The sequence below is a fragment of the Exiguobacterium sp. s34 genome (assembly GCF_018617435.1).
Taxonomy (GTDB): domain Bacteria; phylum Bacillota; class Bacilli; order Exiguobacteriales; family Exiguobacteriaceae; genus Exiguobacterium; species Exiguobacterium aestuarii.
In genome coordinates this window covers 278,421-303,907 of the sequence record NZ_JACSKE010000003.1, presented here as the reverse complement: position 1 = coordinate 303,907, position 25,487 = coordinate 278,421, and the positions used below count along the sequence as shown (strand labels likewise).

At 46.4% G+C, this 25,487-nt stretch carries 31 protein-coding genes; 16 read left to right on the top strand and 15 right to left on the bottom strand.

The features are described from left to right. The first annotated feature begins 1 nt into the window (after window position 1). The 4 genes from KNO87_RS08510 (at window position 2) to KNO87_RS08495 (ending at window position 3,168) form a co-directional block, all read left to right on the top strand. The gene (locus KNO87_RS08510; RefSeq protein ID WP_214795022.1) at window positions 2-1,063 is read left to right on the top strand and encodes a DUF58 domain-containing protein; all 1,062 of its coding nucleotides are present in this window, start codon (window positions 2-4) and stop codon (window positions 1,061-1,063) included. Window positions 1,064-1,078: 15 nt separating this feature from the next. Then, window positions 1,079-1,801, top strand: coding sequence for a hypothetical protein (locus KNO87_RS08505; RefSeq protein ID WP_214795020.1), 723 nt, complete (start codon window positions 1,079-1,081; stop codon window positions 1,799-1,801). A 122-nt stretch (window positions 1,802-1,923) separates the two neighbouring features. Continuing rightward, a complete protein-coding gene (locus tag KNO87_RS08500) occupies window positions 1,924-2,511 on the top strand; it encodes a hypothetical protein (RefSeq protein WP_214795018.1) in 588 nt (195 codons plus the stop codon). A gap of 105 nt (window positions 2,512-2,616) precedes the next feature. Further along, window positions 2,617-3,168 carry a suppressor of fused domain protein gene (locus KNO87_RS08495; RefSeq protein WP_214795016.1) on the top strand — a complete coding sequence of 184 codons (552 nt, stop codon included), beginning with the start codon at window positions 2,617-2,619 and terminating at the stop codon, window positions 3,166-3,168. Between the two features lie 34 nt (window positions 3,169-3,202). On the opposite strand, the gene KNO87_RS08490 is transcribed toward KNO87_RS08495, so the two are convergent. After that, window positions 3,203-3,913 (bottom strand): GntR family transcriptional regulator, encoded by a 711-nt coding sequence (locus KNO87_RS08490; protein WP_214795014.1) that lies wholly within the window; start codon window positions 3,911-3,913, stop codon window positions 3,203-3,205. A gap of 136 nt (window positions 3,914-4,049) precedes the next feature. Here KNO87_RS08490 and bglA point away from each other — a divergent pair, with 136 nt between their 5' ends. From bglA to KNO87_RS08455, 7 genes are all read left to right on the top strand, one after another. Continuing rightward, window positions 4,050-5,486: a 6-phospho-beta-glucosidase gene (bglA, locus tag KNO87_RS08485; RefSeq protein WP_214795012.1), complete on the top strand. Its 1,437-nt coding sequence runs from the start codon at window positions 4,050-4,052 to the stop codon at window positions 5,484-5,486. Between the two features lie 93 nt (window positions 5,487-5,579). Then, window positions 5,580-6,389, top strand: a complete 810-nt coding sequence (locus tag KNO87_RS08480; protein ID WP_251126786.1) for an MBL fold metallo-hydrolase — start codon at window positions 5,580-5,582, stop codon at window positions 6,387-6,389. Between the two features lie 69 nt (window positions 6,390-6,458). After that, window positions 6,459-6,782 carry an ArsR/SmtB family transcription factor gene (locus KNO87_RS08475; RefSeq protein ID WP_214788098.1) on the top strand — a complete coding sequence of 108 codons (324 nt, stop codon included), beginning with the start codon at window positions 6,459-6,461 and terminating at the stop codon, window positions 6,780-6,782. Between the two features lie 88 nt (window positions 6,783-6,870). Continuing rightward, window positions 6,871-7,695: an SDR family oxidoreductase gene (locus tag KNO87_RS08470; RefSeq protein ID WP_214795008.1), complete on the top strand. Its 825-nt coding sequence runs from the start codon at window positions 6,871-6,873 to the stop codon at window positions 7,693-7,695. A 110-nt stretch (window positions 7,696-7,805) separates the two neighbouring features. After that, window positions 7,806-8,069, top strand: coding sequence for an excalibur calcium-binding domain-containing protein (locus KNO87_RS08465; RefSeq protein ID WP_214795006.1), 264 nt, complete (start codon window positions 7,806-7,808; stop codon window positions 8,067-8,069). Window positions 8,070-8,200: 131 nt separating this feature from the next. Continuing rightward, window positions 8,201-8,755, top strand: coding sequence for a helix-turn-helix domain-containing protein (locus KNO87_RS08460; protein WP_214795004.1), 555 nt, complete (start codon window positions 8,201-8,203; stop codon window positions 8,753-8,755). Then, entirely contained in the window at window positions 8,748-9,701 is a 954-nt protein-coding gene (locus KNO87_RS08455; RefSeq protein ID WP_214814651.1) for an alpha/beta hydrolase, read from the top strand. Before KNO87_RS08460 ends, KNO87_RS08455 begins: the two co-directional genes overlap by 8 nt. 36 nt (window positions 9,702-9,737) lie before the next feature. On the opposite strand, the gene KNO87_RS08450 is transcribed toward KNO87_RS08455, so the two are convergent. Then, window positions 9,738-10,574: an alpha/beta hydrolase gene (locus tag KNO87_RS08450; protein WP_214795000.1), complete on the bottom strand. Its 837-nt coding sequence runs from the start codon at window positions 10,572-10,574 to the stop codon at window positions 9,738-9,740. Between the two features lie 181 nt (window positions 10,575-10,755). Between KNO87_RS08450 and KNO87_RS08445 the strand changes: the two genes are divergently transcribed. Next, the gene (locus KNO87_RS08445; RefSeq protein ID WP_214794998.1) at window positions 10,756-11,514 is read left to right on the top strand and encodes a glucose 1-dehydrogenase; all 759 of its coding nucleotides are present in this window, start codon (window positions 10,756-10,758) and stop codon (window positions 11,512-11,514) included. Between the two features lie 16 nt (window positions 11,515-11,530). Here KNO87_RS08445 and KNO87_RS15575 read toward each other — a convergent pair whose 3' ends face one another. The 4 genes from KNO87_RS15575 to KNO87_RS08425 all read right to left on the bottom strand — a co-directional run bounded on the left by KNO87_RS15575 (window position 11,531) and on the right by KNO87_RS08425 (window position 13,595). Then, window positions 11,531-12,352 (bottom strand): helix-turn-helix transcriptional regulator, encoded by an 822-nt coding sequence (locus KNO87_RS15575; protein WP_214794996.1) that lies wholly within the window; start codon window positions 12,350-12,352, stop codon window positions 11,531-11,533. A 168-nt stretch (window positions 12,353-12,520) separates the two neighbouring features. Next, window positions 12,521-12,850: a hypothetical protein gene (locus KNO87_RS08435; RefSeq protein ID WP_214794994.1), complete on the bottom strand. Its 330-nt coding sequence runs from the start codon at window positions 12,848-12,850 to the stop codon at window positions 12,521-12,523. 75 nt (window positions 12,851-12,925) lie between these two features. Next, complete coding sequence (locus KNO87_RS08430) at window positions 12,926-13,309, bottom strand: hypothetical protein (RefSeq protein ID WP_214794992.1); 384 nt, start codon at window positions 13,307-13,309, stop codon at window positions 12,926-12,928. Between the two features lie 25 nt (window positions 13,310-13,334). Then, on the bottom strand, window positions 13,335-13,595 hold the full coding sequence (locus KNO87_RS08425; protein ID WP_214794990.1) for a DUF1294 domain-containing protein: 261 nt from the start codon (window positions 13,593-13,595) through the stop codon (window positions 13,335-13,337). A gap of 208 nt (window positions 13,596-13,803) precedes the next feature. Here KNO87_RS08425 and KNO87_RS08420 point away from each other — a divergent pair, with 208 nt between their 5' ends. Then, the gene (locus tag KNO87_RS08420) at window positions 13,804-14,586 is read left to right on the top strand and encodes a LysM peptidoglycan-binding and 3D domain-containing protein (protein WP_214749086.1); all 783 of its coding nucleotides are present in this window, start codon (window positions 13,804-13,806) and stop codon (window positions 14,584-14,586) included. 47 nt (window positions 14,587-14,633) lie between these two features. On the opposite strand, the gene KNO87_RS08415 is transcribed toward KNO87_RS08420, so the two are convergent. Then, window positions 14,634-15,854: a cation:proton antiporter gene (locus tag KNO87_RS08415; RefSeq protein ID WP_214794988.1), complete on the bottom strand. Its 1,221-nt coding sequence runs from the start codon at window positions 15,852-15,854 to the stop codon at window positions 14,634-14,636. Window positions 15,855-15,963: 109 nt separating this feature from the next. Here KNO87_RS08415 and cls point away from each other — a divergent pair, with 109 nt between their 5' ends. After that, complete coding sequence (gene cls / locus KNO87_RS08410; RefSeq protein ID WP_214794986.1) at window positions 15,964-17,430, top strand: cardiolipin synthase; 1,467 nt, start codon at window positions 15,964-15,966, stop codon at window positions 17,428-17,430. 49 nt (window positions 17,431-17,479) lie between these two features. On the opposite strand, the gene KNO87_RS08405 is transcribed toward cls, so the two are convergent. From KNO87_RS08405 to KNO87_RS08385, 5 genes are all read right to left on the bottom strand, one after another. Next, window positions 17,480-18,457, bottom strand: a complete 978-nt coding sequence (locus KNO87_RS08405) for a hypothetical protein (protein ID WP_214794984.1) — start codon at window positions 18,455-18,457, stop codon at window positions 17,480-17,482. Next, window positions 18,454-19,482 carry a DUF58 domain-containing protein gene (locus KNO87_RS08400; RefSeq protein WP_214794982.1) on the bottom strand — a complete coding sequence of 343 codons (1,029 nt, stop codon included), beginning with the start codon at window positions 19,480-19,482 and terminating at the stop codon, window positions 18,454-18,456. Before KNO87_RS08400 ends, KNO87_RS08405 begins: the two co-directional genes overlap by 4 nt. A 1-nt stretch (window position 19,483) precedes the next feature. Then, window positions 19,484-20,392, bottom strand: a complete 909-nt coding sequence (locus KNO87_RS08395; RefSeq protein ID WP_214788060.1) for an AAA family ATPase — start codon at window positions 20,390-20,392, stop codon at window positions 19,484-19,486. Window positions 20,393-20,525: 133 nt separating this feature from the next. Further along, window positions 20,526-21,224: an amino acid ABC transporter permease gene (locus KNO87_RS08390; protein ID WP_214794980.1), complete on the bottom strand. Its 699-nt coding sequence runs from the start codon at window positions 21,222-21,224 to the stop codon at window positions 20,526-20,528. A 9-nt stretch (window positions 21,225-21,233) separates the two neighbouring features. Next, window positions 21,234-22,082, bottom strand: a complete 849-nt coding sequence (locus tag KNO87_RS08385; RefSeq protein WP_214794978.1) for a transporter substrate-binding domain-containing protein — start codon at window positions 22,080-22,082, stop codon at window positions 21,234-21,236. Window positions 22,083-22,342: 260 nt separating this feature from the next. On the opposite strand from KNO87_RS08385, the gene KNO87_RS08380 reads away from it, so the two are divergent. After that, window positions 22,343-22,876 carry a GNAT family N-acetyltransferase gene (locus KNO87_RS08380; RefSeq protein ID WP_214794976.1) on the top strand — a complete coding sequence of 178 codons (534 nt, stop codon included), beginning with the start codon at window positions 22,343-22,345 and terminating at the stop codon, window positions 22,874-22,876. A 131-nt stretch (window positions 22,877-23,007) separates the two neighbouring features. On the opposite strand, the gene KNO87_RS08375 is transcribed toward KNO87_RS08380, so the two are convergent. The 3 genes from KNO87_RS08375 to KNO87_RS08365 are packed head-to-tail and all read right to left on the bottom strand — an operon-like array spanning window position 23,008 to window position 24,819. Then, entirely contained in the window at window positions 23,008-23,460 is a 453-nt protein-coding gene (locus tag KNO87_RS08375) for a GNAT family N-acetyltransferase (RefSeq protein WP_214788048.1), read from the bottom strand. Between the two features lie 15 nt (window positions 23,461-23,475). Further along, window positions 23,476-24,189, bottom strand: a complete 714-nt coding sequence (locus KNO87_RS08370) for an MBL fold metallo-hydrolase (RefSeq protein WP_214794974.1) — start codon at window positions 24,187-24,189, stop codon at window positions 23,476-23,478. Window positions 24,190-24,201: 12 nt separating this feature from the next. Continuing rightward, the gene (locus KNO87_RS08365) at window positions 24,202-24,819 is read right to left on the bottom strand and encodes an NUDIX hydrolase (RefSeq protein WP_214788042.1); all 618 of its coding nucleotides are present in this window, start codon (window positions 24,817-24,819) and stop codon (window positions 24,202-24,204) included. Between the two features lie 131 nt (window positions 24,820-24,950). Between KNO87_RS08365 and KNO87_RS08360 the strand changes: the two genes are divergently transcribed. Beyond that, window positions 24,951-25,457, top strand: a complete 507-nt coding sequence (locus KNO87_RS08360) for a DinB family protein (protein WP_214794972.1) — start codon at window positions 24,951-24,953, stop codon at window positions 25,455-25,457. The last annotated feature ends 30 nt before the right edge of the window (window positions 25,458-25,487 follow it).

Genomic DNA, 25,487 nt, shown 5'->3' with positions numbered 1-25,487 from the left:
GATGCGACAGGTTGAAATCAGTACGCCGTCCATTCTTCAAAATCAACTGTGGCCGGCTTATGTCAGTCTCGGTCTTCTCGCGATGTGGATGCCTTATGTGTGGCCCATCTCTTATATATGTGGGGCCTTATTAATCGTCATGTTCATTCGGAAGCGAATCATTCGAACGCTTTCAAATGAAGTTTCGTTTTCCATCCGACAAAAAGAAGACCTCTTATTCATCGACGATGAGACGACGTGTATCATCCACATCGATGGGTATGAACGAATCATTGCCCTCGGTGTTCCGCTATCGATTCGATTAGAGGGGAATGAGCGGATGTCTTTTGAAAACGGGTCACGGGCATATGACTCACGGATTGAAGAAGACATTCATCACGTGTCCGTCTCTGTTGTGAAGCGAGGACCCGCTTCGATTCATACATGTGTCATGCGTGTCACCTTACCGTTTCACTTGGGAACCCTCTTCTTCACGGATGAGGGGATGACGCTTCCCTCATGGATCGTGTTACCCGCCATCACGAAATCGCCGATATCCGAATCGCGCATGATTCGGATGGGTGACCGCATCGTCAAACATTCTCCACTGAAAGACCCTTTGATGATTCAAAGCGCGAAACGATATGAGAAAGAGCCAGCCAAGCATATTGACTGGGTCGCCACCTCAAAGACTGGACATGTCCAGGCGAAAGTCTACGAACGACAAAACCTCGACACGTTCTCGATTTCTCTCGATTTGAGCGGACCGCTTGGGAACGGGCTCCATGCGCAATATGAAGACTTGATCCAACAGACGGCCTATTGGGTCTCATACTTGATCAAAGAAGACTGTAAAGTAGAACTCTTGATCAACCGACTCGACAAACACAATCAAATCGACCATATTGTACTTGGAGAGGGACGAAAACAATTACGCCTCGTTCTCGTCCGACTGGCGATGATTCATGAATCAAATGCATTTGTCGCATCATCTCGATTTACGTCATATGTCAGTCGTCATAAACAGCCACACGCCGAATTGATTCACATCAACCACGCGATGTTGCTGAAGTCATCAGGGTGATGAAAGGAGAAGCACATGAAGCGAATGATGAGCTTATTTATTTGTTCTGTTGGACTACTTGCGAGTACGATAACCGGATCAGCCGAGATGACGGAATCCTCTGCTGAACAATTTGCGAAAACATATTTTTATGACATTGTGATGGATCATATTCAGGGAGATGACCCGACTTCTTATCATATGACGGACAGTGAGAATATCACGTTCGGGCCACTACTTGAGACGTATGTCCCGTCCTCTTCTTGTTACAAGACGGATGAGACGTGTTCGTTCATCCCGACAAAAGAATTTGTGGCGACCGTCTTTCAAGATGATGAACCGGTCAACGTGATCGGGACGTATGAACAATCTGCAAATACATATGCGTTCTCAACGTTCGGTTCTGATAAAGAAACACCAAAAACGTTGATGGACGTACAAGGACATCTCGTGAAATACACAGAAAGGTCGGCATGGTTTGATTATGATGGGGACATGTTGACGGCGTTGACATCTAATTCAAAACAGATGATTAGCGGGAATGAGATTTCAACTGAGGCGTTTCAAGCCTTATTGATTGAAGAGCATGAAAGTGTTGAAGGGAATGCCGAAGAGGGAATGATGGATGGAGCGGATGGCTATTCAGACGAAGCAGAATCAAACAAGCCAACATCGAATACTATCCGATTGATTGGTTTTGCAGTGTTAGCGATGTTGCCATTCGGGTATTGGTTCCTTAAAAGACGAAAAACAACATGATGTCAAAAAAATTATACAATCAACATGAACAACTAGAAATGGTGATCATACCGAGTCATGCACTGAAAGAAGGAGAAGCAAATCGATTAATTTTTCGACATCTGAAGGATGAGGACTTTCCATTGCGCATTGAACGGAAACGAACTGTGAGAGCTACGAGAAAACATCTCTTCTCTTTTGAACGTCAAGAAGAGCATCTGACTACCAAAACCATCAAAAATCGTGAGTTATTAGAGTCGGAATTGACTCTCTCTTCGAATGAGGTCATCGTCTTACGAGGAGAGACGGACTGGATTCTGAGTTATTATGAAGACGGTTTGACACTCCAAGGGAAACAAGTAAATCGTGTCGAGACAACGGAGATAGCCAATATCGAGACATTTTTCGAATATGTCACTATGGGTGTATTCCCGATTGAGGTATCATTTTGTTTAGGTGGAACGTTTGGTTCCCGTAAGAATGTATATCGTTTCATGTTAAATGACGCAGATTGGAAGACATTGATTGTTGACGAACTATTGCCTCAGCTTCAGATTCCGAAAACGAAGAAAGTGTGGCAGTCCCTTTCATTTCCGACACACGAGCAAACAATTGAAACGTTCACTGCTGAATTTCATCCGAACATCGCAAGAAATTTTGTTTTCGCGCACGATGCCCATGATACATATTATCTCTTGGATCACGTGAATGGAGACATCAAAGTATTTTGAATGACCCAAGTAAAGAAGAAGTGAATTTGCGTCAATCGATTGAGTCCATCAAACTCAAAACCCGAATCAAACAGTACACCAATTATGAGAAAGTAGGGATGGAACATGAACTATTTAGAACATCTAGAAAAACATTGTGGCACGTTCGTCAGCGGGTATGATATCCCTCACTTGCTAGAAGATGATGTTCAAATCATCGAACTTGAAGAAGAGTCCTCTAAAATCACAAGTATTTCGACATTAGGACTACATTGGCATACACTTCAATTCGAAAATGGTTCGATCGCTCACCAAGAGTTGCTGTTCCGCTTCAATCAACAGCATGTCAAAGATGAGTTTGCTGAATTGATGTTGCAGCTGACCCTTTATGCGATTAGAAGGCACAAGGCGTTCGAGTTGGGCGAACTCTACGAACTGCCAGATGAAGTGATTGAACAATATTCATTTTCTTCGGTCTATGCGACCGCTCCTTTTTACTCAGATGAGTCGTTCCTCACGTATAAGAACAAGGAGCAGAGCGTCCAAATCGTCTGGTTTGTACCGATTTACCCTTCAGAAGAGCTGTTCATCGAAGAACACGGAACCGAACGGTTTGACGAACTCCTATATGAGACGGATCGCGAGCTATTCGATTTGAACCGAAAAGAACTTGTCTAACAAACAACCCCTCATGCGCGCATGAGGGGTTTCATTACATATAGGGGCCGTTCGCCTGAATGACGAACTGCGAATGTGCGTAATGATAAGTGATGCGTGAGTAGTCGAATGGCTTCCCATTCGTCAGATGAAAGATTGTTTCGATACGAAGCGTCGGATCATCCTCATGCAAACCGAGGTATTCCGCTTCACTGTCAGTCAATCGACCTACCTGTAGATACATGTCAGAAAAACCAATTGTGACACCGAGCGCACTTTGGACGTAATCGAAAATGGAATCTGCCACAATCTCTCGATTCAAGTAAGGTACGATGGCTTTTACGTAATACGATTCTTCATGACAAAGCACTTCGCTATCCACATATCTTACCCGTTCGACACGGTATACATCGTCAGTCACGTCAATCCCGAGGTTTTCAGCCACCAACACATCTGGTTTCATAACAGACACGTCGAGTACATCAGAGGTCAAGATTCGATTTCCAAGGTTACTCTTGAATCCTTGAGTGGAAAAGAGACTCATATAACCGGGACGATTATGGCGTCTGACGAAAATGCCACTACCACGGAGTTGAAAGATGATACCTTTTCGTTCGAGCAGCTCTAAAGCTTTCGTGATCGTACTCTTGCTCACCGCATATTGATTCATCATCTGCTCGAGGACAGGTAATTTATCCCCTTGTTTTAAGTTTTGTTCATGGATGTATTGTTCGATTTCATTTGCGATTTGTTGGTATTTTAACATGGTCATTCCTCACTTTTTCGTCACTTATTGTATTATATCATGAAAAAACAAAATTGTTTTATTGTATCAACCTTGTTTAATTGTACCGGTACAATTATACTTGACGTGTATGATTCATGTGAAGGAGGAATAGAGGATGAAGATGTTACCGAAAGACTTTCTATGGGGAGGCGCACTCGCCGCCCATCAATTCGAGGGTGGTTGGGACGCTGACGGCAAAGGACCGAGTGTCGTCGATGTCTTGACGGCAGGTGCACACGGCGTCGCGCGTCGTATCACGGACAAGGTTGAGCCGAACGAATTCTACCCAAACCATGAGGCGATTGACTTTTATCATCGCTATAAAGAAGATGTGGCCCTTTTTGCCGAGATGGGATTGAAATGCTTGCGTACCTCGATCGGGTGGAGTCGCATCTTCCCGAACGGCGATGATGCAGAGCCGAACGAGGCGGGTCTTCAGTTTTATGACGACTTGTTCGATGAGCTACTCAAACACGACATCGAACCAATCATCACACTCTCTCATTTTGAGATGCCGCTCCACCTTGCTCGTGAATACGGTGGCTTCCGCAATCGTGAGGTTGTCGAGCATTTCGTCCGTTTCGCCGAGGTCTGCTTCGACCGCTACAAAGACAAGGTCAAATACTGGATGACGTTCAACGAAATCAACAACAAGATGGACGTCAACAACCCGCTCTTCTTATGGACGAATTCAGGCGTCCTCCTAGAAGAAGGCGAGAACGCGCGTGAAGTCATGTATCAGACCGGACACCATGAACTGATTGCGAGCGCCCTCGCTGTCGCCAAAGGGAAAGAAATCAATCCGGACTTTGAAATCGGGGCGATGGTGTCGCATGTCCCGATCTATCCATACTCATCGAACCCGGACGACGTCATGCTCGCCGAAGAGATGATGCGTCAACGGTATTTCTTCCCGGACGTACAAGTACGTGGCTTCTATCCGAGCTACGCCTTGAACGAGTTCAAGCGGGAAGGGTATAACATCCCGATCCTTGAAGGAGACGAAGAGATTTTACAGAACGGGAAGGTCGATTATCTCGGCTTCAGTTACTATATGTCGACGACCGTGAAAAGTGATGTCGTCGCGGACAATCAAGGGGATATCGTAAACGGTGGCCTACCGAATGGTGTCGAGAATCCGTACATCCAGTCAAGTGACTGGGGATGGGCGATTGACCCGGTCGGTCTCCGCTATGTGCTCAACCGTTTATATGACCGTTATCAGATTCCGCTCTTCATCGTCGAGAATGGATTCGGTGCGGTCGATGAGATCGTCGACGGAAAGATACATGATGCGGCCCGAATCGATTATTTGAAAGCCCATATCGAACAATTGAAGCAAGCCGTCATTTATGACGGGGTCGACTTGATTGGCTACACGCCTTGGGGCATCATTGATATCGTCTCCTTTACGACAGGGGAGATGAAGAAGCGGTACGGGATGATTTATGTCGACCGTGACAACGAAGGGAACGGATCGATGGAGCGGATGAAGAAAGACTCGTTCGATTGGTATAAGCGTGTCATCGCAACGAATGGGGAAGACCTATAGGAAAATGAATTGAGCAAAGAACTGTGAATGGTCTGCAGGTCTTTGCTCTTTTTCGCTATAATGAAGAAAAGTGAGATATAGGAGGGACACATGATGCAAGTAAAGAACTATGGACCAGTCACGGCCGTTAGTGCCAACGTAAAGAACGGTCCATTCGAAATGTCGATGTATGTGTATTACATCGACGGCATGATCATCGATACCGGGACACGGACGATGCTACCGGCTCTCCAGTCGTTTTATAAATCGGTCCCCATCGATCTTGTCAGTATCACACACCCTCACGAAGACCATATCGGCACGGCCGCTTGGCTTGATCAAACGTACAGGGTACCGATCTACATACGTGAATCCGCGGTGGAAATGTGCCGAACGGGGCTAGACATCCCGGATTACCGGGCGCTCTTCTCCGGTGACCCGGAACCGTTTCAACCAATCGCATATCATGACAATCAAATCACGTCGGAACATCATTCATATGAGGTGATTCACACACCCGGACATGAACCGAATCACGTCGTCTTATTCGATGAGGAGAACGGTCGACTGTTCTCCGGTGATTTGTTCGTCTATCCGTATCCGAAAGTGATGATTCCGGAGGAGTCCGTCCCCGAACAGATCCGCTCGCTCAAACGTGTCCTGAGTCTTGATTTTGAGGAAGTATATTGCCAACACGCCGGGCGTCTCGAACAGGGGAGAGAGCAACTGACCAAAAAGCTCGATTATCTAGAACGCTTGACTGATAACGTGCTATCAAAAACCGCAGCAGGCTATACGATTGACGACATCAATGCCCAGCTCTTTCCCGAACCGTCACCTCTCGTTCAAATCTCAAAGCGAGATTATGACTCGAGACATATGATTTCAAGCATTCTGCGCGAAGTGTACGAACAACTTCGTTGACAGAAGGCGGGTCACCTAGTATTCTAAATACAGGATTAAACGTTTAAACTTTTAAACGGAGTGATGAATATGAAGCAACCAGATGCTACACCTGAGTTATCGTTATCTTTATTTGAAGATGCAATCCCGTTGTTCCAAGTATTGGCCGACGTCAATCGTCAACGTATCATCGTCGAGATCGCCAAACATGAACGCTTGAACGTCAATCAGATTGATGAAAAGATCGAGCTGTCTCGACCGGCCATCTCACATCATCTCAAACTGTTGCGACAAGCGGGCATCGTCTCATCAGAGAAAGTCGGAACAGAGAACTTTTACTTCTTGACGCTCGAGGACGCGGTCGGACTGCTGAAGGCACTGACGCGCGCAATCGAAGACGAATGCATCCTTTGACCTTTCTTTTTGGAAACAAAGAGAAGGGCTTCTTTTCCACTAATTAGTTTAAAAGTTTAAACATATAAACGTTATAAGGAGAATGAATATGAAGCAGAAACAAACGATTGTCATCACAGGAGCGTCAAGCGGAATCGGTCGAGCTACCGTCGAACTGTTCAGCAAACGAGGCTGGCATGTCGCCGCGACGATGCGACAACCTGAAGACCATCAAGAATTGTCGAATTTGAAAGGTGTGTCGCTTTATCAGCTAGATGTGACGAACGAATCGAGTATTCGTGACGCCTTTGAGCAAATCGTCTCCGATCACGGAACGATCGATGTGTTATTAAACAATGCCGGATATGGAGCAGTCGGTATTTTCGAAGAAGCCTCGCCTGAACAGATTCAGCGGCAATTTGATACGAACGTCTTCGGTGTCATGAACGTGATCCGAGCAGCGCTTCCTTATTTACGTGAACAGCGGAGCGGCCGGATTGTGACCGTGTCTTCAGTCGGTGGTCAAATCACATTCCCAATCTATAGCTTGTATCACAGTTCAAAGTGGGCGATTGAAGGATTCATCGAATCGCTTCAGTTCGAACTGGCACCGTTTAATATTGACATGAAGTTGATTGAACCGGGACCGATTAAGACAGACTTTTATAGCCGTTCCCAAGAACTCGTTCGCGATCAACCTCTTGATGTATATGATGGCTATACAGAGGTCGCACTTCATAACACGAACGCCGCTGGTGCGAATGCCGAAGGCCCCGATGTTGTCGCTGAGACGATTTGGCGTGCAGCGAACGACCGGAAGAAACGACTTCGTTATCCATCAGGTAAACAGGCGGGACTACTGATCGCGTTGAAGCGTTTTCTACCGAACCGAGTGTTTTTCTCCATCGTGCGACGTGTCGTGGAGAAGAACTAACAGCAAGTACCTGTTTTGGACTTCATTCGGGTCGGAAAGAATTTTTTATCTCTTTCAATGATGAATATCACACAAATTCACCCGATATAACGGATAAGAGGAGGGATTTGATGAAAAAAATCTTACTGGTACTGTCAACGTTCGTTCTCATGATCGGGTTGAGTGTAGCACCAACGGAATCGGTCGATGCAGCGGCGAAACGCTTCAAAAATTGTACGGAGCTGAACAAGGTGTATAAAGGTGGAGTGGCAAAGTCGAAGACGACGAAAAACAAAGGCGGAAAAACTCGGTATACGCCATATGTGAATAAACCTTTATATGACGCGAATAAATCGAAAGACCGTGATCAAGACGGGATCGCCTGTGAACGTTAATCACAAGGGATGTGTCGAATCAGCCGCCTTATGAGGGCGGCTTTTTTGTATGGACATAGACAACGATTCGACCGCATGATATTATCAAAAATAATAATATTATCAAATGTGATAACATTGAGGTGAAGATAATGAATCAAGATGTTTTAAAAAGTTTGTTGAATCCGATTCGTATGAAAATCTTTCAACATGTTTTGATGAATGAAGGGGTTACGACCGCTGATTTGGCAAAAGCACTTCCAGATGTGCCTCAGGCGAGCCTCTATCGCCATATCAATAAGATGGTACAAGACGAGATCTTATCCGTCGTCAGTGAGAACAAAGTACGCGGGGTGTATGAGAAGGTATATGCGATTCAAAACAACCCGTTGACCAGTATCAATAAGATTGTCGAGGAGGAGGACCGCGGGCAACTGTACATGGTCTGCTATACGTTCACGATGTCACTGCTCATGGATTTCGGGAACTATTTGAAGCGCGACTCGATCGATCTCCCGGAAGACAAAGTCGGATTCCGGAGTATCCCGCTCTACCTGTCCGATACTGAAAGTGACCGATTCTTGAGAGGTCTCTATGACTTATTGGAAGATGTGTTGGACAATGAGCCATCCAAAGAACGCACGTTACGAAAGTTCTCGTATGCGTTCATGCCCGTCGAAGAAAAGGAGGAAATGGATGATGTATAAGCAAGAAGAGGTATTCATTCAAGGAGAATCAACCATCGCGGCTACAATGACGACTCCACACGATGGTCAGTCGCCATTTCCAGCCATCATTCTCATCGGGGGTACGGGTGGATTGGACCGCGACGGGAACGGGACCGGCTTCAAGTCGAACCTGTATAAAGACCTGGCAGAATGGCTGACGACACAAGGTTTCGTCACGTTACGCTTTGACAAACGGGGAATCGGCAAAAGTGGCGGCAATCGAAATAGTGTCGGTCTGACAGGACTCGTTGATGACGTGACGACGGTCGTCCGTTATCTGAAATCTCGTGACCATGTCTCACAAGACATATTGCTGCTCGGCCATAGCGAAGGATGTATCGTTGCGACGCTCGCGGCCGAACGTGAATCCGTTTCCGGTCTCATCCTGTTATCGGGGGCCGGTGTTGCCTTGAAGACGAGCATGCAGGAACAGGCGCATGCCTTACTCGATGAAGTGAAACGTACGAAAGGAATCAAGGGCAAACTGCTTCGACTTAGCTTGAACGAGAAGTCGGTCATCGGGAAACAACAAAAACTATTCGAACGCGTCACAGCAACGGATCAGGACACGATGCGTATCCAATTGATGAAATTCCCTGCCAAATGGTTACGGGAGCATCTTGCTTTCACGGATGAGTCGCTTCGTGAGCGACTAGTTCAGTTGCACATTCCCACGCTCGCAATGACGGGAAACCGAGACGTTCAAACGGACGCTCATCATCTTGACGAGCTCGACGCACTCCACGCGGAACAGATCGAGGTACAAAAGATTAAGGACATGGACCATATGTTGAAACATTTCGACGGTGAGATGAGTATTTTGGACGTGAAAAAGCAATATCGTTCACAACTCAGGCAGCCGCTCCATCCCGAGCTACAACACCAGCTCCACGAATGGCTCGTACGCCACAATCGGACATCATGACGAAAAAGGACAGCGGAGAAGGTTCCGCTGCCTTTTTTATGTACGTAAGAATCGCTCAACGTGTCCCATCGAGAAATGACGGCTCCACTGAACGAAGTGTCCGCCTGGTACGGCAATTAATTGTACAGAGGGATGAAGTTGTCGTTCCGCTCGTTTGACATGATGGAGCGTTCGTTTCGCCTCCTTCAAATCAACACCTGTGAAGTCCGCATAATAGAGTTGCGTCGGCAATTGCACACGTTGTAACAAGTCGTTGAAATCAAGCCCGTCGTACCCGAACAACAAATGTAAGCCACCAGACGACAGACGCGCCGGTCGCTCAAAAGCTGTTCGAACGTTTGCATTCGGTTCGACCCCGATTCGTCTACAGAACAGCTGGAACCGTTCTTCGGAAAATATAGAGTCACGTGTGCTCACTTGTGCTTCCATCCAGTTCAACAGGCGTCTTGGTGCGTTGTGATACAGTAGTCGCAGTAATGGGAAGGTGAATCCGAAGATGCCATATTCACGATAAGGGAGGATGGCGTTTGGTTTATGTCCTTGATCGAGAAGAACCAATCGGCTGACCTGATCTGGATAATGGACCGCATATGCCAAGGCGATAGCACCTCCCATCGAATGACCGATCAGCCGAACCGATTCAAGTTGTCGTGAGATTCGATACGCCTCGACCCAGTCCGCGAATACTTTCGATGTCGCATAAGTATGTAGTCCCTCACTTTCACCAAAGCCAGGTAAATCTAACAGGTGTACTTCGAAATCGTTATGTAGAGCTTCGGCAAATAACTGGCCTTGTGATCCAGTGAATCCCCCACCGGGAAGGAAAAGAACAGGGTCGCCTTGACCGTGAATCGTTGAATGGAATGGTCTCACATCATCTCTCCTCTTTATATAGTCGTCTCCACTCAAGTATAAAGATAGTTGGAAATCAATTGAAGAAAATTCGCCATGTTTCTTCATGTGTACGTTAACAAATACGGGTATAGCATAGTGACAGGTAGCTTGCTGTCATCACGCTTTATATACGTTCTTACTTGTAAAGGAGGAGTGTTCGGTGAAACTTTCAGGAAAAACGGCAATCGTTACAGGTGCTGGTTCTGGTATGGGGCGAGCCATCGCCAAACTGTTCGCGAATGAAGGTGCACGGGTCGTCGCCTTCGACTTGAATGAAGATTCTGTTCAGGCAGTGGTCGAAGAGATCAAGACGGGAGGTGGAGATGTCGTCGGCATCGCTGGTAACGTAGCGAATCAGTCAGATATCGACCGACTCGTCGATACAGCGAAAGAAACGTTTGGGTCGGTCGACATTCTTGTCAATAATGCAGGAATTATGGACAACTTCATGACCGTCGGTGAAGTGACAGATGAATTATGGGACCGTGTCCTTGCCGTCAACTTGACCGGCCCGATGAAACTTTCACGTGCCGCCATCCAAGTGATGGAGAAGCAGGACCGTGGTGGCGTCATCATCAACAACGCGTCGGTCGGAGGATTGTTCGGTACACGAGGTGGTGCAGCGTATGTGGCATCGAAGCATGCGTTAATCGGTTTAACGAAGAACATCGCGGCGACACATGGGACGTTAGGTAAGATTCGGGCAAACGCGATTGCACCAGGTGGCGTCAATACGAACATTGGTTCAACAATCACGGCGCCAAGCGAAATGGGGATGCGTGCCATTCAAGGTGCCGGGGAAGCACCGATGGGAGAGCCGGAGCAGATTGCGAACGTCGCGCTTTTTTTAGCATCGGACGATTCAAGCTTCGTAAATGGCGATGTGTTGAAAGCAGATGGCGGTTGGACGGCAAGATAAACGAAAAGAGCCGAAATCATTCGGCTCTTTTCGTTTGGTATTTTTTTCGATAGGCGAGCGGGGTGATCGTGTGATGTGCTTTAAACGTCTGGACGAAGTGACTGACTGATGAGTATTCGTATAATTGAGCTGTTTCAGCAATAGATATTTGTGTCGTAAGTAATGTATTCGCAGCATCGTGCATACGAACTGATTGGATATATTGAGAAGGGGAAGTACCTAGATATCTAGTGAATAAACGACAACATTCACTTTTACTTAAATTGTTATGATCAGCTAACTGAGTTAATGTCAGACGGGAATATTTTTCTGAATGAATCGAATGAAGAAGATTGGTGACACGATTTAGTGAATTAGAACGATACATCGGTTCCTTCATTCGTTGAATACGATGGCGCCAAATGACAGTTAAGTGAAGGAGTGAATCAAACAATGAAAAGTCATCGTTTGATAATAATCGATCTACCGCTTTCTCAGCTGCTTGAAGTGCGGTACGATCTTGCTTCTGATTAGAATCATAAATGTAGGGTGGGTAATGGTTCTCTATATACGGTCGAACATATATTTCTTCTAATAGGATTGATAGTGTTCCTTGTGGGGTGAAGGAGATTTCATATACGCGACTCATCGATGTTGAGAGACGTATCGAATAGAATTGATTCGGTCCAATCATACATCCTGACTTTGGTGTAAGTTGATAACGAATCCCGTCAATTGATAAATCACATTCACCGTCTATTACCCATATTAAATGGAATTGTTTCGAAACATAAAAATGAGACGTGGGGCAGTATGAAGAGTCCCATATTGTTGCGGACGGGTATTGAGTCCCTTCCAATGGATCACCTCAAAATCATGATATTTTTTAATGAGTTATATCGGGTCATGAAAAATAAAACCGAAAAACATGCCAAAAATCTTACATTTCTCTCAACTGAATGAATGATAATTAAACCAGTTTCTTCTATAATACATATTGATAAAATGCAGCTTACTTTTAATCTTTTCAATTGTAAGGATATTCTGGTCTGATATATGTAACGATTGTTGAAATCGCATCATTGTAGCCTGCGAGTTTACGTCCAATCGCTTCATCTTGATGTTCAGATGTCTTAAATGAATCAGTTACTGTATTCAGTAACGTTAGATACTTGTTAACAAACTCATCTTCATACATAACCCTAACATCTTCTAACATTTGTTCGAATGCTAATAGCTGACCTTCGTCATACGATTGATAGTAGGCTTTATCAAATAATGCCTGCTTATGAATAAACATGATCTCTCTCTCAATCATGTTTACTAGAGTAAATCTCGACAACAATTCATTCTCCAAATGTCTTCCCTCCAGAGCGCCTATCAAATGATTCGGAGACCTTATAAAAGGTTTTCATCAACCATACTCTTCAAGTTAGTACAACAAACCCTCAAAGTGATCTTCTAACGCAAAACAGAATTCGGGATCGATACAAGATAAGATATTGATGACTGCAGTAGTATAGCCATTCAGTTGATCAGTCTGGCCATGGCTCGAAAATTCACCAGCCTTATATCGCTCATTCAAATCATCCATCACTGTTAGGTATTTTTCTAAGAACTGATTCTCTTTCATCTCCATGACATCTGATAACATAGCACGTAAAGCCAGCAACTGACCTGTTTGAAAATTACGTAGCTGACCTATATGTAGATCTTCCACAGATAAATCTTCAAACACATCGTTCGTCTCAACAAAATGAATTTGTCTCTCAATCACATCAATAATAGTGAAAGAAGATAGTTTCAAATGATTCACCAAAATGTTTCTCCTCATAATAGATTCAAAAGATCAGCCACCCTGTAAAAGCCGCATGGACAAGAATAGCAACAGGTACCCCGATCCGGAATTTCGGCTTCAATGTCTTATGTCGGAAGATCCGCATCGCCAAATAAGCCCCGAACGCCCCACCGACCCATGCCATCGTCAGTAACGTACGCTCCGAAATCCGCCAAGCCCCGACGCGAGAACGCCGTTTATCGACAAAAAATGACACAAACGCTAGTAAATTAGTCACAATGTAATATAGCAGTAATAGTTCCAAAGACCAAAACCTCCTTATTTCATACTTTATTATATCTTAAAATGGCTCTGTAAAGCCGTTTTGATGGATTAAAACAATTTTCTGAAACCTCTCATCCTCATGAATTGTTCTGTAAATGAACTGATATCACTCTCATATCGTCCTGTAATCGCTGTGAAATATAGAGGTGTTACAGTAAGGGGGCGTTAGAAAAGGGAGGAATATTCTTATGAAAAAACCACTATTGACACTAACGGCACTCGCTGGCCTTAGTTTAGGAGTCGCTGCTCCAGCTTCGGCAGCATCAACACACACAGTTCAGTCTGGAGATACACTCTATCGTATCGCCGTGAACAACAACGTCTCTGTAAACGACATTAAACAAGCGAACGGCTTAAACTCAAATATGATTTACCCGAACCAAGTCTTGAAACTTGGAAAGGCAGAAGCAAAAGCTTCTACTGCATCTAAAACGTATACAGTTAAATCAGGTGATACACTTTATCGTATCGCATTGAACCACGGGATCTCTGTTAATCAATTGATGACTTGGAACGGTCTTGATTCAGATCTTATTTTCCCAGGACAAGAGTTCGCCGTGAAAGGTGCAGCAGCTGCATCGGTAGCGAATGATGCGAAGACATCAGCACCGAAGACTTCAACATCAACACCTGTTACGAAAACAGCATCGTCTACAACGCAAACCCAAGCTCCGGCTTCAGGTAAGACAATGACTGTTGAAGCAACAGCTTATACACCATACTGTGCTGGATGTTCTGGAATCACAGCGACAGGTATCGACGTTCGTTCGAACCCTAACCAAAAAGTCATCGCGGTCGACCCTTCTGTCATCCCGCTCGGCTCTAAAGTATGGGTTGAAGGATACGGAGAAGCAATCGCTGGAGACACTGGTGGTGCCATCAAAGGTAACAAGATCGACATCTTGATGCCGACACAAGAGCAAGCGCTCAACTTCGGTCGCAAGTCGATCACAATCAAAGTCTTGAACTAATTCAAGCTCATTTAAGACACTGCCATCGGGCGGTGTCTTTTTTGTGTTTATCCTTTCTCCCAAGGATTCTTCACTTTCGTCAAACCTAACCGTTTGGCAAGCGGTTTGATTGTCAATCCATGTAAGGTGACAGACGTGACGACGAGCCCGAGGGTAATCGGCAACATCCGCTCCGCATCTTCAACCCCTAGTTCGGCAATCTCTTGGGCGAAGAATGCCGTCACCGTCATAGCGACGATTCCACGAGGGGCAATCCAGCTGATGAGTGCCCGTTCTTTCGTCGTCAAAGGTGATCCAAGTAACGACGTTTGTACTGAGACCGGACGGACGATAAATAAAATTCCAATAATCGATAAGAGGAGCGGCCAATCGAAGACGGCGAGTAAGCTATCTCGCGTCAAACTCGCGGTCAAGATGATGAATACGGTCGAGACGAGCAAAATCGAGATATTCTCTTTAAACTCACGAAGCTGTTTCAAAATATGGAGATGACCATGCTTGGAATTCGCCATCGTCAAGCCCATCGCCGTCACGGCCAACAATCCGACCTCGTGCATGACCCATTCGCTGATCGAGTAGACGAGAAGGACGCCGGAGAAGGTCAACGTCGTCCGTAAATATTCTGGAACTTTCTCATTTCCGAATAGGCGTATGAGTAAATGACCAACCGCAATCCCAAAGGCGACAGCGACGATACAAGACCAAAAGAACGGTAGATGGCTTGCGAGCCCGTCGTTCTGATACAAGATGAATCCGATCCGAACAACGAATAGGCCCATCAGAGCGCCGAGCGGGTCGACGATGATTCCTTCCCACTTCAACACTTTTGAGGGTCGAAGTGATAAGTTCGCTTGCCGTAACAGCGGAATGATCACGGTCGGTCCTGTCACGACAAAGATGGCGCCGAGTGTGAAGGCGGGTAACCAATGAAAATCACCGATAAATATCAATAATAGAGATGTCAGGATGAACGAGATGAATACGCCCACTGTGACGAGACGAAAAATCGGTCTCCTTAAATCATCAATCTCCTTAAATTCAAGACTTAAGCTTCCTTCAAATAAGATGAGGGCCACCGCAATCGAGATAAGGGGGCTATAAAGGTCGCCTAGTATTTGATCGGGTTCCAACCAACCGAAAATCGGACCGACCAAAATTCCGGCAACGGTCATAATCAAGATGGCCGGGAAGTCAAACCGCCATGCCAATAGCTGTGAAAGTGCACCGATAAGGACAAGTAAGCTGAACCCGATCATCATGTCTTCCATAAACTTCCCCCGTTTCATTACTTCTTCCTATATGTATACCCACATCATGAAAAATATTTGCTAACATTGCTTGATTTCGGGTAAGAATTGAATGAAAGGGAGGGATACGATGGAAGTGACTATCGGACTCATCATCGTCATATTGACATGGCTCATCTTATTACTTAATCTCACGTTCGCCATCACCATCATCTTCTTTGAAAGGCGGGATATCGGCACGACGTGGGCGTGGTTACTCGTCCTCTTCTTCCTACCGCTCATCGGTTTCTTCGTTTACATCTTCTTTGGTCGACTGATCAAATCTCAAAACTTTTATGAAGTCGAAGAAGAGAAACGCGAAGCGTACCATCATCATGTCGAAGAACAGCTCGACCAACTCGACCGTACCCTCGCACCGTTCGACCATCCGCTGCTATTGAAATATCGTCGACTTGCTCGTCTGAACCTCGTGTCGACGAATGCATTGATGTCGTTCCACAACGATATCAGTGTCTTGCACGACGGAACGGAAAAATTTGATCAAATGTTTCAAGACATTGAACGAGCGACGAAAGAAGTCAATATTCAATATTACATCATCCAAAATGATGCGCTTGGCCAGTCACTCATTCGTCTGCTAACGGAGAAGGCAAAACAAGGGGTACGTATCCGTCTCCTTTATGATGCTGTCGGGTCGAGGGGACTGAGACATAAACATTTCAAGGACCTACTCGCGCACGGCGGGGAAGTCAAATCCTTCTTCCCCTCAAAACTTGGGATCAACTTCCGTGTGAACAATCGAAATCACCGAAAACTTTGTATCATCGACGGTGGACTCGGCTATATTGGCGGTTTCAACGTCGGGGATGAATATCTCGGAAAAGATGAGCACTTCGGCTATTGGCGCGATGTCCATCTGCGCATCTCTGGCGACGCCGTCAAGGAATTGCTCGAACGGTTCATCTTGGATTGGAATCGCTCAGTCCCGACGAAAACGAAGGCGCAAAAAGACGATTTCATATGGCCGGTGGAAGGAGTCTCACATCACGCTTCCCCGGTTCAAATCGTGACATCGGGACCGAACTCCTCGACGGAGCATCTGAAGAACATGCTCGTCAAAATGATCACGCAGTCGAAGGAATGTATCTACATTCAGACTCCTTACTTTATTCCGGATGCGAGCTTCCTCGATGCCTGCCGAATTGCGCTCATGGCAGGCACAAAAATCAAACTGATGATCCCGAATAAGCCGGACCATATGTTTGTCTACTGGGCGACCTATGCAAATGCGGCAGAACTCGTACGTTACGGAGCAGAGGTGTTTACGTACGAGGAAGGGTTCCTTCATGCGAAGACCCTCGTCATCGACGGAGAAGTCGCCTCGATCGGGACGACGAATATCGATGCCCGAAGCTTCCGCCTCAATTTTGAAATCTCAGCACTCGTCTTTGACCGAGATGTCGCACAATCGGTCATCGATGCATTCGAACGGGACGAGGCCCGTGCGGAGCGGTTGACGATTGAACGATATGAGTCAAGGACCCGTTGGATTCGCTTCAAGGAGAGCGTGTCACGCCTCCTCAGTCCAATTTTATAACGCAAAGCAAAACATCCGGCAGAGGGTTTCCTCATGACCGGATGTTTTTTTATCGTTTCTTCAACTGTGTGACAAGCCGCTCGAAAGACTCATTCACGTCTTTCGGGGCTTCCTTATCTCCATACTCCGCTGCCTCTAGCCATTCCGCGTACAACGTATGGTCCGTGAACTCGATTCGCTGAAGCCAGTCAGACACCGTCTCTTCGCGCAGACGTGGTTGAAGTTGCTCGAGCTTCCGACCTGTTTCGAGGAGCTGGATTTGCCGTGGCGAGCGGACGATACGTTTATCTGAAAGCGTTGGGTGGTGAATACTTTTTGGAATCATTCCACCTTCCTGGATATCTTTTCGCTTCTGTAGATAGAAGAACAAACCGACACCAATCAACAAGGTGACAACAAAGATGCCGATGAAAAACAGTGACTCATTCGAAGCGGTCTCGAGTAGCGTCTCCTGCGATACCGTCTCTGCATTGATGTTCGGATTGTCTGGGACTAGAATGCGGTTCACTCGATCATTCGGGTCGAGTACAATCCCGTCGAACCAGCTACCGATCCATAAGAAGAAAGGGCTGATCCAGGCGATGACATTTCCGAACAACAGCTCTTTGATCGTACGCAGGATGAGAGAAACGGCTAACCCGATTCCCAGACCGAGCACAAGCATCGTCACCATACGTTTATAGTCACGACGATAATATAAGTTTCGTTGCCAAATTAAAAAGATGAACGGAAAGAGCACCATCGCGAGCGGTTGTGTCGCCGGTGGGAACAACCAGTCCGCCACTAAGAACAGGACACTCGCCATCGCGTAACGATCCGTCCAATCCAACGTTCGGATAAACGCATGGACGTAGGTGAAAACGAGCAGCAAGATGCTCATCTCGTATGAGAAATACAGGGCACCGATACTCATGACCGTCTGCACGATGAGTTGGGTGTTCCGAGGGAGACGAAGCGTCAATAAAAAGAGCAAAGGAAACACATGGCCGATATAAAAAGCTGAAAAGACCCACCATAACCATCTCATTGTCCGTCACCTCCTAACCGTAAAATCGATTGATTCCCGCTGTACTTGGCGACTTTTCGTTCGAACAACGAACGAGCCAATGGAAAATCGCTCTCTGACAGACAGGCGAACGTCGTCATGATTTTACGGAAATGGACTTCTCCACTTCCAGGCGGTAAATCGTACGTGATCCCGTCTTTCGTAAGTGTCGGGACAATCAGGCCGTAACTCGCGTTCTCTTTCTCAAAATCTCGGCATAAGGCCGCAGCTTGTGAGATGAGTCGCTCCATCTGATAGGTGAGGGCACGTCCGTCTTTCGTCAACAAATCGAGGACGATGACATATTCATTCGCTTGTACAGGTTGCTCCGTACGGGCGAGCAGTTCACCTGTCTTCGCATAGGCCGACCAATACAGTTGTCGCATCGGCTGTCCGTGATAAGGTGTTACCGACTGGAACGTTTCCGGGTCACGATAGGCGCTATGGCGGACCATCTCCTCCCCAGGAAGGGTAGGCGGCCGTTTCGGGATTGGGTACGGTGAAAACTCAGGGAATACATATCCGATTCGAGGAAGCGCGTCCTCTTTGTATAAAGAGAACATCCGTAACGGGTCACGAATCTCCATCCCGATTGCCTCAAGACGGATCGGGCCGCGTTTCTTCGCATGGAGCGGGATGGTAAAGTCGACGGTTGCATTCGTCTCAACAAAATTCTCTTGTCGCCAAAACGCGTGACCTTCTGACTCTACCGTCGGATGCAGATAACCAGAGAGGCGGACGACTCCAAGTGGTACTTTTGCGGTAGATACGAGTTTTAACACATAGATGGCGTCATCGTTCGGGAACAGTTTTAGCTCCTCGGTGAGGTCGACATGCACTTGTTCTGCCAACCGAAACATGAAAGCGGGCATGACCAAGGCATAAAGACTGAACCCGATCAACAGGCTTGCAATTAAGACATTCCCATATAGCGCCGTGAAGACCCCGACGACAAACAAGAGCCACATGTATCCGGACTCGAGATAGCGTGGGCTGACTAACTGCATCTTACACCTCTGATGGGACCGGGATGGTCTCGAGTACAGATTTGATGAGTTTCGTCGGCTTCGTTTTTAAGGAAGCCTCGACCGTCAAGACGATGCGGTGTCCTAAGATAGGAAGAGCAAGTGCCCGGATGTCTTCTGGAGAAACGAAGTCCCGTCCTTCCATATAGGCATGTGCTCGAGCTGCCATCGTATAGGCAAGTGTCGCCCTTGGACTTGGACCGACCTCGATATCCCGGTGATGTCGGAGCGACTCCATCAAATCGAGGAGATAGTCCTCCATCGCCTCATGGAATCGGACATCCCGTACTTCCTGTTGCATCTTCAACAGCTCATCACGTTGCAACGAGAACGGTTCCGTCGACAGATGCTCGTTTCGAATCAAACGACGTTCTGAATCTCGTGACAGGGGAGCAAGTGTCAATTTGAACAGGAATCGATCCAACTGGGCTTGCGGAAGCGGGAATGTCCCTTGCCCGTCGAACGGGTTTTGTGTGGCAATCATAAAGAAAGGCTCTGGTAACCGAAGTGACACTTCCCCGAGCGTCACTTGCCGCTCCTGCATCGCCTCAAGCAAGGCCGATTGTGTTCGTGGCGTTGTGCGGTTAATCTCATCGACAAGAAGGATGGATGTAAAGATTGGACCCGTCCGACGTTCGAACGCCCCCGTCGTCGGGTTGAACAGTTCCATCCCTAAAATATCACTCGGCAATGTGTCCGGCGTACATTGTACGCGTTGGAACGCCGCTGAAACGGAACTCGCCAGACTACGCGCGAGAGTCGTTTTCCCTGTCCCAGGTCGATCTTCGAGCAAGACGTGCCCCCCTGACAATAATGCGATCGAAGCAAGCTTGATTGCTTTTGATTGCCCGATGACTTGATCATTTAAATGTGAAACCCATGGATGCACCATTCAAAATCCCCCTATATTTTTCTGATAATTAAGAAAATCATAGCATAATCGACGATTGAGATGTGCGGAAAATCATGAATGAGTACATAATGATGAATCGATAAAAAAAGACCAACTGGCGTCAGCCAGTCAGTCATCGTTTTGGAGAATCTAAATATCGTTCAAAATGACGTTCGAGCCATTCTTGGAAGAACGACATGAACGTACAAATCGCCCAGTAAATCAATGCTACGACAATGTAAACCGTCATATAATCAAATTCACGACCTCCGACGATTTTCGCCTTATTGAATATCTCAGGGACGGTGATCATCGCCGCAAGGGAACTTGCTTTGATCAAATCGAGAAAGACGTTCGAGAGCGGGGGGAGGGCAATCCGTGTCGCCTGTGGCAAGATGACTCCTTTGAGCGTCAACCATTTCCCCATCCCGAGCGAGCGGGCCGCCTCGACCTGACCATCATCAACCGCCCGAATCGAGGAGCGGATAATCTCGGCGATATAAGCGGCGGAGTTCAAACTGAATCCGAGAATCGCTGCTGTCAATGCGGCAAATTCGATGCCGATGAAGGGGAACCCCGAATAGAGGATGAACAAGATAATCAGAATGGGCACGCCACGCATGAACGAGATATAAAACGTCGACGGATAGCGAAGGAGGCGCGTTGGAGACAACTTCCCTAACGCTAACAGTAAACCGAGCACAAGACCGAAGAACATGCTCGTGAAAGAAATCCAAAGCGTATTCGGCAATCCTCCTAGCAAATAAGGAAGCGACTCGATAGCTAGGTCTACGTCAAAAATGGCGTCCCATTTGATGTATGAGAACGTCATAGCGACCTCTTAATTCGTTTCGACGATCGTTGCGTCCACATCAGGCTCTACCGAGACGTCTGCACCGTTATAGAATTGCTCAGATAACTCTTTGACTGTACCGTCTTCGAGCATCTCACCTAATACACGGTCGATGTTCTCTTGAAGCTCGTCATTTTCCTTATCCATCAAGAAAGCGACTTCTTGTGGATTATAGGCGATATCCGGGTGAATCGTGATATCAAACTCAGGGAAGAAGGCGAGCGCAAGTGTTTGAAGGTAGTAATCGTTCAAGATGACATCGGTACGTCCTGTCGAGACGTCACGCAAGTACTGGTCGTTCGTTGCGTTATCATAGATGACTTCTTCTGCTCCGTATTCACGTGCGACGTCCATGAAGACCGTTGTCGCTTCACCAGCGGCTTTTTTGCCTTTCAAATCTTCAAGTGATTCGATGCCAGAAAGGTCACTTTTTCGAACGATCGCTGTTCCGTACGTGTACTTATACGGTTTCGAGAAAGCAAATTTCTCTTTACGGTCTTCTGTCACCGAGATGTCATTTGCTGCGACGTCAATCTGCCCGTTTTGAACACTCGTCAACATGTTGTCAAACGCCATTTCTTTGAACTCAACTTCGAGCTCGAGACGCTTCGCAATCTCTTTCATGAGTTCTACGTCAAAACCTGTCAACGTATCACTCTCTTCTTCACGGAAAGAAGCGGGGTAGAGGGTACCGGCTGTCCCGATTGTCAACTTTCCTTCTTCTTGAATTTCTTCCCAACGTGTCGGATCTGCTTGATTCGTGCTATCATCACCACAAGCGGCAAGTGGGATTGCTAAGAATAATGTAGCTGCCAAACCTTTTGTTGTTCGTTTCACTAAAATTCCTCCTTAGATGCTTCATCTGTCTAAAAATAGCATGACTTCAGCGGTCTAGCAACTGTGAAGCATAGATTAAACAGATTCGAGATACATTTGAAACGTTTATTCATAAAGCGCTAACATTCCTTTGAAAGCAAAATTCATTTCATTGATACAGAGAAGCATAATCGATGAAACAGATTGTTATTTATCATAAGAAAAGCAATAAGTGAATTGAATAAATAGATACCACTCTATAGCGAAAAGAGGTGGAGCAGATGAGTCGGATTCAATTAAAAGAACTAGAAGCATCGCTCATCAATCAAGTAAATGACGCAAATAATCCATTTCCCATCATCGGTCGAATGATACCAAGTTATATAAATGGTGAATGGACATATATTGAAGAGCTTGATCATGACGTAAAAGAAATATCATTCCCAGACGACCAAATCAACTGGCATGGCTATATGAGTCAGGACGATCGAATCGTATATGTAGCGATGGATGCAGATGAGTGTGTCGGACAAATTCGGATTGTGAAAGATTGGAATCGATTTGCATATATCGAAAACATCGCGGTAAGAATGACGTACCGTAAGCAAGGAATCGGACGAATGTTGCTTGAGACAGCCGAACGTTGGGCCAAAGAGAAAGAACTGATTGGATTATCTCTTGAAGCGCAGAACGATAATCTCATTGCATGTCGCTTTTATGAAAAGGAAGGGTTTCAACTCGGCGGAGTCGACACCATCAAACAACATGCGAACCCACAGATTGATTTGACCTTATATTGGTACAAGATATTCTAAGAAGGGGACATCCTGATTTAGAGTATTTTTGTACTGTTTTTTTACTAGTTAACATAACATATATTATCAGTAAAAATAAATACTCATCTCATTATCTTAGTATACTTATGATAGTGAGATGAGATAAAAAATTAAGATGAATGTGTATATCGAATTAATGTGACGCCTGGTTCTGGTTCAAATTCAGTGCTCCGCACGAATCCGAGTTTCGTATACAGACGTTTGGCAGGTCCGTTGTGTTTGCCGGTGTGTACGTATACAAGTTGGCCTTTATGAATACTCAACACATGCTCGAGTAACGTCGTTGCCAGTCTCGCCCGAAAATATGTCGGGTCAATACAAAGTTTTGTGATCTCAACCGTCTTCTCGGATGCTTCAACCGTGATAAATCCGATCAACCGCTCCTCGATATACAACCCGTAGCTCGTGCCTGGCAAGTTTTGAATGACATCAATCGTCTCATATCGAGCCGGGATTTCATCAAACCCGAGCAACTCCGCTTCAACGGCATAAGCGTTCCGTTGAATCTCAAGCATCTGCTGCGCCTGTTCGAATTGATGGATCGGGATTTCGTTTAGCTGCATCGTCTCACCCCTCCATTAACGAATAAACTTTCTCGCCTGTTTTCGCTGCGCCCGCTTCAATGCCAAATAAAGTCGATGCGTACCTTTGAGCGGCGGACCATGCCCGACAAACGTCAGGAGTGGAGATAAATCGATTAGCCGCTCCGCACTCTCGACAGCAACGGATCGATTCCACGTTGCAAGACCAGGGAGCGGGAAAAGTGGACGGACGTCCCCTGCCACTGCAGCCCCGCCTTGTGACTGAAAAGCATCCCCAGCGAGTAATACTCGATTCGCTTCATCATAAAATGCGATTGAACCCGGCGTATGTCCACTTGCTGCAAGTACCTGTAACCCAAACAGCCGCTCCCCGGGATCTAATAGCGTGTCCGGAGTAGAATGGATTGTCGGCAAGGAACCACGAATCTTGTTCTGCTCGTCCTCATCTAATGAACGGTCCCCTGACAACAGACGGGCATCACGCCGGGAGATGAACAGTTCTGCGAGTGGGTGCTCGGCTTTGATTGCGTCCACCCCGCCGACATGGTCTCCATGGGCATGCGTCAACAAAATGGCAAGGAGCGGTTTATCAAGTTCTTCAATATACGCCAGGATGTCTGACGCATTCCGTTTTAGCGCTGTATCAATCAAGACGAGCCCAAGCTCATGTTCGATCAACTGGACGTTAATCGGAAGAACAGGAGCATAAAAGGATAATTGATGGATATGTCCGTATCGTCTCACTTTCATCGGTAGAACCTCCTAATCGAATAAAGTGGTCCAGTCATCTTCTTGCCAATGCGCGTCGAAGCACATATGAATCTGTTCGAGCGTATTACGGGCAAGGGAGAGTTCTGGTAAATGATCGCGTTCAAAGAAGCCGACATCACTCGTCTCCATACCGGCAGCCCCCTCCCCATCGCCGATCAAGGCACACTCGATGAAAAGTTTGTAGTAATGCTCAGAAAGTGGCGGGTGTGGATGTTCATGCATATCGAATAAGGCGAGGAGACGCAATGGGATCACGTCCAAGCTAGCCTCTTCCTCCACTTCTTTGATGATATTCGAAGCAGGAGAACGGTTCACTTCACAGAAGCCGCCTGGTAATGTCCACAATCCGTCTGACCGCTCCTTGACGAGTAAAAGCCGGTCTCCTTTGAAGACGACACCCCTTACGTCGAGCTTCGGTGTCGGATAGCCTTGGACATGGACCAATTGTGAGATTGCCTCGTTCGATAAGTCTGAATGCCGTTCAAACATCTCCTTTGCGATTTCTTGGAGCTCTTCATATCGTTCTCGGTCATATTGATCACGTGTGAACGTCAGACCGGCCTGAGACAGCGCCTGAATCCGTTTCGCCCACGTTAGCCATTGAGACATATAGATCCCCCTATCATTTGTCCTACATGTTTCTTTCGTCAAATCCATCCGTTCTTCCTTTTCGCTTTTCATATTCCCCATTGACTCGTATGAGTCACGTATACTGAAAGAAAATGGAGGGGGCATCTAGCATGAATCGTTATGAACTAGACCATTACAAGGAGACACTGGCATATTATTCAGAACCCGACTTACGGTATAAATACACCCCTACTATTTGGTCAATTGGTCAGATGTACGATCATATCATTTTGGTTGCGAATGAGTATTTAGATGAAGTCGACCGTTGTCTTCAAGAAGACGGTCAAATCGGTGGTGAGAAGACGCCATTTGGGGAGAGGTTGTTTCGAGAAGGCGGGTTTCCGCCAATCAAAATCGAGCTCCCACCTGAGATGAATCAACCACCGAATAATACGGATTCACACGACCGGTTACGAGAGCGGTTGCTCACCTTGATTTCACGGATGGAAGCGTTAGAATCTCGTCTAGACGACGCTGGAGATAACCCAAAAACACTTCATGGCGGTTTCGGCTGGTTGAACGCGAGAGAATGGTTCGAGCTTGTCGAGATGCATACACGACATCACCGTCGACAACAACACGAACTAGAAAAATGGCTACAGCAAAAAGACCTGTGATTTGGCATGTTGCCGCTCACAGGTCTTGTT